General features: G+C 65.4%; 6 protein-coding genes and 2 pseudogenes. 3 read left to right on the forward strand and 5 right to left on the reverse strand.

Going from position 1 to position 9,042, the window contains the following annotated elements; all coding sequences use genetic code 11:
* A pseudogene (locus JWR89_RS24850) lies at positions 1–215 on the forward strand (isopenicillin N synthase family oxygenase); the annotation flags it as partial.
* 64 nt (positions 216–279) lie between these two features.
* Here the strand turns inward: JWR89_RS24850 and JWR89_RS24855 are convergent.
* Entirely contained in the window at positions 280–750 is a 471-nt protein-coding gene (locus JWR89_RS24855) for a hypothetical protein (protein WP_299720864.1), read from the reverse strand.
* A gap of 179 nt (positions 751–929) precedes the next feature.
* Here JWR89_RS24855 and JWR89_RS24860 point away from each other — a divergent pair, with 179 nt between their 5' ends.
* Both JWR89_RS24860 and JWR89_RS24865 read left to right on the forward strand, forming a co-directional pair.
* Positions 930–1,427, forward strand: a complete 498-nt coding sequence (locus tag JWR89_RS24860; protein ID WP_299720865.1) for a peptide deformylase — start codon at positions 930–932, stop codon at positions 1,425–1,427.
* A gap of 279 nt (positions 1,428–1,706) precedes the next feature.
* Positions 1,707–2,633: a hypothetical protein gene (locus JWR89_RS24865; RefSeq protein WP_299720866.1), complete on the forward strand. Its 927-nt coding sequence runs from the start codon at positions 1,707–1,709 to the stop codon at positions 2,631–2,633.
* A 250-nt stretch (positions 2,634–2,883) separates the two neighbouring features.
* Here the strand turns inward: JWR89_RS24865 and xth are convergent, their stop codons facing one another.
* The 4 genes and pseudogenes from xth to JWR89_RS24890 all read right to left on the reverse strand — a co-directional run.
* A complete protein-coding gene (gene xth, locus JWR89_RS24870) occupies positions 2,884–3,654 on the reverse strand; it encodes an exodeoxyribonuclease III (RefSeq protein ID WP_299720867.1) in 771 nt (256 codons plus the stop codon).
* 247 nt (positions 3,655–3,901) lie between these two features.
* On the reverse strand, positions 3,902–5,329 hold the full coding sequence (locus JWR89_RS24880) for an HlyD family type I secretion periplasmic adaptor subunit (protein WP_299720868.1): 1,428 nt from the start codon (positions 5,327–5,329) through the stop codon (positions 3,902–3,904).
* Positions 5,316–8,066 (reverse strand): type I secretion system permease/ATPase, encoded by a 2,751-nt coding sequence (locus JWR89_RS24885; RefSeq protein ID WP_366143011.1) that lies wholly within the window; start codon positions 8,064–8,066, stop codon positions 5,316–5,318. The genes JWR89_RS24880 and JWR89_RS24885 overlap by 14 nt, the downstream gene beginning before the upstream one ends.
* A gap of 161 nt (positions 8,067–8,227) precedes the next feature.
* Positions 8,228–9,042: pseudogene (locus JWR89_RS24890) on the reverse strand (hypothetical protein); the annotation flags it as partial.

Consider the following 9,042-nt stretch of genomic DNA (forward strand, 5'->3'; position numbering starts at 1 on the left):
ATATGCTGCGGCGCTGGAGCGACGACCAGTTGCTATCGACCCTGCACCGCGTCCGCATGCCCCGGCCCGACGAATATCTCGGCCCGCGCTATTCGCTGCCGTTCTTCTGCCAGGCCAACAAGGACGCCATCATCCAGGGCCCGGGCAAGGCCTACGCGCCGATCTCAGCGCACGACTACCTGCAGCAGCGCATCGCCGCGAATTTCGCGGGATAACCGAGCCCGACGCGGTGCCCGTACCAACGGGCATCGCGCCCGCGCCAGCCATTCCGCGCCGTGGCTACTCGCGATTGATCGGCGTAGCCGGGGATGAAGCGTTCGTCAGGGGCGGCAGAGCGGTCGGCGCGCAAAGCACCATGCCCGCCGCGGCCGCTGTCCCTGTCAGGGAAGCCAGCGCCTTCAGCTCACTCGACTGCGTAGGGTCTTGCATGATGGCCCCTGTTTCCTCGACGAGCTTAGCATTGCAGGCGCAGCTTTGAACCTTGCCGGACGGGGTGCATGCATCGTGATGCATGCAGGCGGCGTCCAGCGCATCGATCGGGTCGGCTCCCGCCCGATTGCCCACGCCGCAATAATTCCCGTGAAACACCAACTCGCCGTTCTTTACAGGAGCGGGCGTGTCGGCCGCCGCAGCAACTTTATCGTCGCTGTCGCCGGCCTGCGCACCGGCGACGAACGCCAGCGAGGCCGCACACAGGAGCAAAGCCGCGCAAAAGCGAGACAGCCGGGCAAGAGAAGTCGATATTGTCATGGGAAAGCATTCTTTTGCGGTGGAGCCGATAAGTCCGGCCGAAGTAATGACGTGCGACCAGCCGTTCGGTTCCCTGCGCCGTGGCGTGCCGCCCCATTGTCCGACTTTTCGACGCCTCGGCCATCCCGCAAAGCCGATCCCCGGGATGACTCGGCCGCACCGAACCGCTACCAAGCCGCATGACCATCCGGCCCATTATCCGCTATCCCGATCTGCGGCTGACGCTGCCGGCCGCGCCTGTCACCATGTTCGACGATGCGCTGCGCGATCTGACACGCGATCTGCTGGAGACACTGCACGCCGCGCCGGGCATCGGCATCACCGCGCCGCATATCGGCATATCGCTGCGCGTGGTGGTGCTCGACCTCGGCGCCATCGACGGTGCGCGGACCTATGTCAATCCGGAAATCACATGGGCATCGCCGGAGATGATCATGCACCAGGAAGGCAGCGTCTCGATGCCCGGCGTGAACGATGACATCCAACGCCACGCGCGAATCCGGATCAGCTACCGGGACCTCGACGGCAACGAACGCACCGAAGAGTCCGATGGATTGCGCGCGGTGTGCCACCAGCACGAGATCGATCAGCTGAACGGAATGTTCTGGCTGCAGCGCCTGTCCCGCCTGAAGCGCGAACGGCTGATCAAGCGGTTCGAGAAATTGTCGCGGGCGTGAGACGCTTACAACCACGCTGAGTCCCGAAGGCCGGCGCAGCGCGCCTGCGGTACAGGAAACGAGGTGACCGCCCCGGAGCTCGAAGGTGCGTCAATAATAATAACAACTTATAATTGACTCTTACCCAACAGTTCTTATTATGTTCCTGCACGTGAAATACGACTGTTCGTTGCCCGATACTGCCTGCGTGATCACGGAAGCAGTTCAGGGTACGAGCGTTGGGGGCGACGCATGGGGAAGTTTCGCTTTCGTCGGGTCACAGCTTTGATGGCCGCCGTCATGTTTGGGTGGAGCCCCGCCGACGTCAGGGCGCAATCCATCGAGGTCCGGATCGATGACGCCCTGCAGAACATCACCGCGTTGGTTCGTCCCGAACGGATCGGCTATGCGACGTTCTGGGATGGCAACAAGTTCGTCCAGTGTCGGCGTCTGCCGGACCGACAACTGCGCTGCGAGGCCGCGGGAACGACGATGCAGCCGTCGCTCAAGAGCGTGCTGACCGGCGACCGGCTGAACCGGCTTGCCGCGCTGGGCTGGGTGATCGATCCGGCCTTTGGCAGTTATGTGCGCACGTTTCCAGCGGAAGTGCCGACCGCCGCCGCCGCGCGGCACATCGTGCGGGCGCTGACGGAGGCCTATGCAGCCAACATCGACACCGTGGAGATGAGCACCAGGTGGGTCGCCGACACCCCCTGTCCGCCGCGTGCCGGCCCGTCGCAAAATCTCGCCGGCAGCGTCAACGACATGGCATCGATGCGGGCCTCGGCGGTGCGAAGCTGTTCCTATGTCGATACCAAGCCCGCGGCCCAGGCGGTCAGTTCCTCGGCCGAACTCATTGCGCTCTATGGCCCCATGGTGACCGCCGAAATCCAGCGGCTGCGCATCAACCTGACCAGGCGCGTCTGGGCTAGTTTCAGCACCGGAATTGGCTATGTCCAGTGCATGCCGGAGACCACGCCGCCGGCCATGCTTTGCGAAGCGCAATCGAGCGAAAGCTGGCCGGCACTGGCGGCGGTCCTCACGCCGCAGCGCATCGCCCGCTTGCACAGCGCCGGCTACGCCGACCCGGGCCGGACGCCGAACTACTCAAAAATCTACCCGCTGGAAAAATTCACCGACGCCGCGATCGCCAGCGAACTACTGACGATCCTGTACGATGTCTACAACTACAGCGGCGCAACGACGCTGAAAGTGACGGCGGAATAGTTTCCGTCGCTGCCGCGTCTTGCGACGACCTCCTGCATCCGGCGCGTCAAGCGGTTCGGCGTCCCCCCGTCCGTGCAGAGGTTGATGCCGGGTGGCGCGTCACGAGATCGTTCGAGACCGTGTCGATGATCTCGCCGGAAAGCGTTCGATCGGGCACGATGCGGGCGAGGACAATCGATCCGATCATCTCGAAGAATAGCGATGGCTGCACTCCGTTTGCCAGAACGGCGGTGGGTCGGGCGGGATACCGCTACTTCAAGACGACCCAGGCTGGCGCATGATCGCTGGGATCGGACTTGGCACGCACGGCGCGATCGACGCCGGCCTTTTCGAGCCGAGGCCGCAGCGCAGGACTGAGAAGCAGATGATCGATGCGAAGACCGGCATCTCTCTCATAACGGTTCCGCCAATACGACCAGAACGTATACATCGGCTCGCCCGGATGTTGCTCACGTAGCGCGTCGGTCCAGCCTTTCTTGAGAAACTTGGCGAACGCAGCACGCGCTTCGGGCTGTACCAGTGCGTCCTTGTCCCATGACTTCGTCGGGTAGATGTCGAACGGCGTCGGGACCACGTTGAAGTCGCCCGCGATGACCGCCGGCGCGCCCGATTTGAGCAGCTTGCCGGCCTGCGTGTTCAAACGCTTTAGCCAGGCCAGCTTGTAGTCGAACTTCGGTCCGGGCTGCGGATTGCCGTTCGGCGCGTAGACGCACGCGATGAGCACGCCGTCGACGGCTGCCTCGATGTAGCGGCTCTGCTCGTCGTTCGCATCGCCGGGCAACTTTCGCCGCGTCACGACGATCTCGGACTTCCGCGCTAGGATGGCGACGCCGTTCCAGGTTTTCTGCCCGACCCACTCAGCGGAGTAGCCGGCCTTTCGGAGCGGCCCGTCCGGAAACTCGGACTGCGCCGCCTTCAACTCCTGCAGACATACGACGTCGGGCTTGGACGACTTCAGCCATGCGAGCAGGTTCGGCATCCGCTTATTGATGTTATTCACATTGAAGGTCGCGATCTTCACGCAGTCTCCCTCACCTGCCCCGTTTTGAGACCGGCGAACCATGACGCGTAGGGCGGGGTTTTCACCCTATGCCTATTGAGATCCGGACCGCCATTCATCCACCAAACCGAACTTCGTTCGCTAGACGCCCGCTTGGCGTCATCTACGGCGCGATGGAGCGGCCGCTTCGGCCGCTCCATCGCCGTCCTGCTTCGCGGTCCTCACAGCCCGGCGCCGCCCGCACGCGACCGGCGACCGGCCCCGCCCGCTACCGTTCCCGGAGCGTCTCCTGGCGGTATCTTGCTAGCGGCGACAGCAGATAGCTGATGATCCGCCGCGAGCCGGTCTTGATCTCAACCGTCACGGCCATGCCGGGCGCGAGCTTCACGCGCCTCTCGTCGATCTGCATGTCGCCGCGCTCGAGCGAGACGCGGGCGATGTATTCCAGCTCCTGGCCCTTCTGCTCGCCCGCCGCCGATCCGCCGCCGGCGGTGCGATCGATCTGGCCGCTGCGGGGCATCTCACGCGCCACCGCGTCGGATGAGACGCTGACCACCTCGCCGCGCAACAGCCCGTAGCGGGTGAAGTTGAAGGTGTCGATCTTGACCTCGGCATGCTGGCCGGCATGGATGAAACCGATGTCGCGGTTGGAAACCGAAGCCTCGATCTCGAGCTTGGTCTCGCTCGGCACCACAACGGCCAGCGCCTGGGCCGGCGTCACCACACCGCCGACGGTATGGACAGCGAGCTGCTGCACCACGCCATCGACCGGCGCCGTCAGCCGCTGCAGCCGGTTCCGCTGCTCGGCCTTGATATTGTCCTGAGCGAGTGCGCCGGCCTTCTGCTCGGCCTTGGCCAGTGCGTCGTACACGGTGCGGCGGTACTCCGACGCGGTCTTCTCCCGCGTTTCCCTCAGCAGCGCCACGGCCGCGTCGGCCTCGGCCAGCCGGCTCGTCTGCACCGCGACGTCCTGCTGCAGGCCGACCAGTTCCTGCTTTTCGGTGAGATAGACGACCTTCGAAGCAAGTCCCTTTTCGAGCAGTCCCTTGTGGATCTCGACCTTCTCCTCCAGCACCGGAATCGTCGCCTGGATCTTGTCGACGGTTGCTTTGGTCGTGGCCCGCTCGGCCTCCTTCTGGGACTGCTGGCGCCCGATCTCGGCGAGCTTGGAGTCCAGTTCGGCCCGCTGGCTGATCAGAAACTGGCGCTGCATATCGACCTGTTCGACCGGAGCCCCGTTCGGCGGCCGGAAGTTGTCGAGCGGCTTTTCGGAAAGGGCGGCCCGTAGCCGCGCCACCTCGAGGCCGGCGGCCATGAGATCGCCCCGCTCGCGTTCCACGTCGGCCCCTAGCATCGTCGGATCGAGTTCGATCAGAACGTCGCCGGCCTTCACGGCCTGGCCGTCCCGGACGTGGATGGCGCGTACCACGCCGGTCTCGAACGGTTGAACCAACTTGGTGCGTCCACCCGGCACGATCTTGCCGGCGGCGGTGGCCACGATGTCGACGCTGCCGAGCGACGCCCACAACAGGGCGATCACGAACACCGCGATGATGCTGCCCGCGATCGCCCGGCCGGCCGGGGACGGCGGTCTTTCGGTGATCTCGAGCGCGGCCGGCAGGAAGGCGATCTCCTGCTCGCGGCGCCGCAGCTCCGCCTTGCGGAAGGGTACGATTTTCTGACTAGCGGACGTCATGGATGCCTGCCTGTAAGTAATGCAGCTTCGCGTAGCGGCCGTTGCTCTGGATCAGGTCGTCGTGCGCGCCGTCTTCGACGATGCGGCCGCGCTCGATGGTGATGATGCGGTCGGCGTTGCGTACGGTGGAAAGCCGGTGGGCTACCACGAACACGGTCCGGCCTTCGGCGATCCGTGCCATGTTCTGCTGGATCGCCCTTTCGCTCTCGTAGTCGAGCGCGCTGGTGGCTTCATCGAAGATCAGGATACGCGGATCCGATATCAGGGCGCGGGCGATGGCGACGCGCTGGCGCTGTCCTCCGGACAGGCTGGAGCCGCGTTCGCCGACCATGGTGTCGTAGCCCTCTGGAAGTTCGAGGATGAAGTCGTGGGCCCCGGCGAGTTTCGCCGAAGCGATCACCTTCTCCATCGGCAGGGTCGGGTCGGCGAGCGCGATGTTCTCGCGAATGGTGCTGTTGAACAGCACATTCTCCTGCAGCACCACGCCGGTCTGGCGTCGCAGCCACGACAGGTCGACCATCGCGAGATCGACGCCATCAACCAGCACGCGGCCGCTCTCGGGCACGTAGAGGCGCTGGATCAACTTGGCGATGGTGCTCTTTCCCGAGCCGGACGAGCCGACCACGCCGACGACCTGGCCCGGCTCCACGGTGAAGGACACGTTGTGCAGCACCTGCGGGCCATCGACGCGGTAGCGGAATTCCACATGCTCGAAGGTCACCTGCCCGCGGATAGCCGGCAACGCGGCACGACCGGGATGGAATCCGGGCTCCGGCATGGTGTTGAGGATGTCGCCGAGCCGATCGACCGACAGCCGGGCCTGATGGAAGTCCTGCCACATCTGGGCGAGCCGCAGCACCGGAGCGCTAACCCGTCCGGCCAACATGTTGAAGGCCACCAGTTCCCCGACGCTCAAATCCCCGCCGATCACAAGCCGGGCACCGAAGTACAGCGTCGCGGCGGTGACGAGCTTGTTAATGGTCTGCACCGCCTCGCTGGCCACGTTGTTCAGGCTGAGCACCCGAAAGCTCGCGGCGACGTAGCCGGCAAGCTGCTCCTCCCATTTCCGCTGCATCTGCGGTTCGACCGCCATCGCCTTCAGCGTCTCGACCCCGGTCACACTCTCGACCAGAAAGGCCTGATTTGCGGCGCCGCGGGCGAACTTCTCATCGAGTCGCTTGCGGAACATTGGCGCGGCGACCACGGAGATCGCGATGTAGAGCGGGAGCGAACCCATGACCAGGAGCGTCAGCGTCGAGGAATAGTAGAACATCACCGCCAGGAAGACGAACATGAACAGCAAGTCGATGCCGAGCGTCAGCGCCGAGCCGGTCAGGAAGTTGCGGATGTTCTCGAGTTCGCGCACGCGGGCGACCGAGTCTCCGACCCGCCGCGCCTGGAAGTAGGCGATCGGCAACGCCATCAGATGGCGGAACAGCCTCGCCCCGAGTTCGACATCGATGCGATTGGTGGTGTGCGAGAACACGTAGGTCCGCAGCGTGCCGAGGACGGCCTCGAAAATGGTCAGCACAATCAGGCCGATGATCAGGACGTCGAGGGTGCTCATGCTCCGGTGCACCAGCACCTTGTCGATCACGACCTGGAAGAACAGCGGCGAGACCAGCGCGAATATCTGCAAGAAGAACGATGCCAGCATCACTTCGCCGAGCAGATGCCGATACTTGTGGATGGCGCCGATGAACCAGGAGATATCGAACCGCTGCGACAGGTCGGTCAGCGACGCGCGTCGCGCCATCAGCACAAGATCGCCGTCCCACACCGCCTCGAGTTCGGCCTGGGTCATCGTCAGCGGCTGGGCGATGGTCGGGCGCTGGACCAGGATCTCGTCGTCGGCGACCTTGCCCAAGATCAGGAAGCCGCCGTCGCGCAGCACCGCGATGCCCGGCAGCGGGGTGACCGCGAGCCGCGCCCAACTGGTCTTTTGCACCCGTGCCCTCAGCCCGAAGGTCTTGGCACAGCGGAGCATGTCGGCGACCCCGACCTGGTTGGTGCCCAGCTGGTGACGTATCTGGACCGGCTCGGCCGGAACGCCGTGGCAGCGCAGCAGCGTCACCAGCGCGCGCATTCCGGCTTCGTCGCCCTCCTCCGGACGGGAGGCGGCGGGAGCCGCACCAGGCTCGGCCGCGCCGACAACTGGCGCGGCATCGCGGCGCAGACGCGCGACGATGTCGCGCCAGCCCGCGAGGCTGCCGGACAACGACCGCATCCGGTCAGTGAGGGCGCCGGCCACGGACCGCATCGGGCCGGCGATACCTCGCCAGATATCCGCCATCCGGATTAACGTCGTCGCGTAGGCGTCGGAAAGTGCGAGGTGCAGGCGCTGGCCTAGCTCTGGCCGTCCGGCGGAGACCACGCCGCCGCTCCAGATCTCCTCGAGCTTGGAGCGCGCCATCCGCTCGGGCCGCGACGCGGTCGGGTGCAGCACCAGCGCTTCGTCTCCATCCACCTTGCCGACGAGAAGGAAGCCGCCGTCGCGCAACACGGCGATCGCGGGCATCTCCATGGTGGACAGCCGCTCCCAGTCGGCCTTGCGCGAGCGCGTCATGACGCCGAACGTGTCGGAGCAGCGGAGCATGTCGCGGACGCCGACGGTGTCGGTGCCGCAACGCTTCAGGATTTCGTCGATCTCGACCTCCACGCGGTGGAGACGGAGAAACAGCCACAGGGCGAGTAGCCCGGCGTCTTGGGGAGGAAGGTCCTCGTTGAGCATTGCCATTCCAATTGAATCCTTTGCAATCAGAGGTGGACCAACGGGTCCTCATCGCGCGGAAAAGCCGCATTGCGGCCGCGCGGACGGACGTTTCCCGGGCACCGCGGCAACCGCCGCCCTCGCGCAAAGCGGAGGGCGCCGGTGCCCGGGAACGTAGTCGTCGTGGGCTAGTGGTGCGGACGGGTCAGGAGCGACTCGTTCAACCAGCTAGATGCGTTCGAGGCTGCCGCCGAAGCGATCGCACCGAGGTCGGGCCGCCCCTGGAGACCCCCGGCCATTGCCTGGCTCAGCAGAGCGAAGGACTTGTCGTGTCCGTGGTCGTGGCCGTGGCCGCCCCAGCCACCGCCCCAGCCGCCGCCCTGGGACGGGTTGGTGCTGCCGCCAGAGACCGGGGGATCCAGCACCGCGATGGTCTGCGTTGCCGAGGTCGCCGAGGTGCCGGTGACGGGATCCTTGCCCGTCGCCGTCACGGACAGTGTTGCCAACGGCGAATCCGTACCCTTGTAGTTCGACTTCAGGGTCAGTCCGCTATCAACCTCGGCCGCGCTCAGGGTGATGTTATTGCCCCGATGGGTGTGGCCGATACCGTCGATGATCGTCTCGTATCTCGGCAGTCCCTTGATGTTGACCGACACGACGTCGTTCTTGTCCGCGGTCGAGACGTCGATTCCGAGATCAATCTTGCCGCCGGGGCTCACCGACAGCGTGTTGTCGGCGACCGTGACGACCGGCTTGGTCGGACCGGAGGCCACCGGAGGCGTGGTCACCGGAGGCGTGACCACCGGAGGCGTCGTCACCGGCGGCGTGACCACCGGCGAGGTATCGACCGACAGGCCGGCGAAGGTTTTCACCGCGCCGGACAGGTTGGCCGCGAGGCCGCCGGAGTCCACGATGGTGGCACCGTTCGCCAGGTTGAGCGAGGTGACGCCGAGCGTGGCAACGCTCTTGTCGGTCGCCGCCACCGTGGTGGAGAACACCAGGT

The sequence above is a fragment of the Tardiphaga sp. genome, assembly GCF_028290785.1.
In the GTDB taxonomy this organism is placed as follows: domain Bacteria; phylum Pseudomonadota; class Alphaproteobacteria; order Rhizobiales; family Xanthobacteraceae; genus Tardiphaga.

Excerpts from the sequence above, each read along its gene's own strand:
- JWR89_RS24855 (WP_299720864.1), bottom strand. The coding sequence starts at position 750 with ATGACAATATCGACTTCTCTTGCCCGGCTGTCTCGCTTTTGCGCGGCT.
- JWR89_RS24865 (WP_299720866.1), top strand. The coding sequence starts at position 1,707 with ATGTTTGGGTGGAGCCCCGCCGACGTCAGGGCGCAATCCATCGAGGTC.
- JWR89_RS24860 (WP_299720865.1), top strand. The coding sequence starts at position 930 with ATGACCATCCGGCCCATTATCCGCTATCCCGATCTGCGGCTGACGCTG.
- JWR89_RS24880 (WP_299720868.1), bottom strand. The coding sequence starts at position 5,329 with ATGACGTCCGCTAGTCAGAAAATCGTACCCTTCCGCAAGGCGGAGCTG.
- JWR89_RS24885 (WP_366143011.1), bottom strand. The coding sequence starts at position 8,066 with ATGGCAATGCTCAACGAGGACCTTCCTCCCCAAGACGCCGGGCTACTC.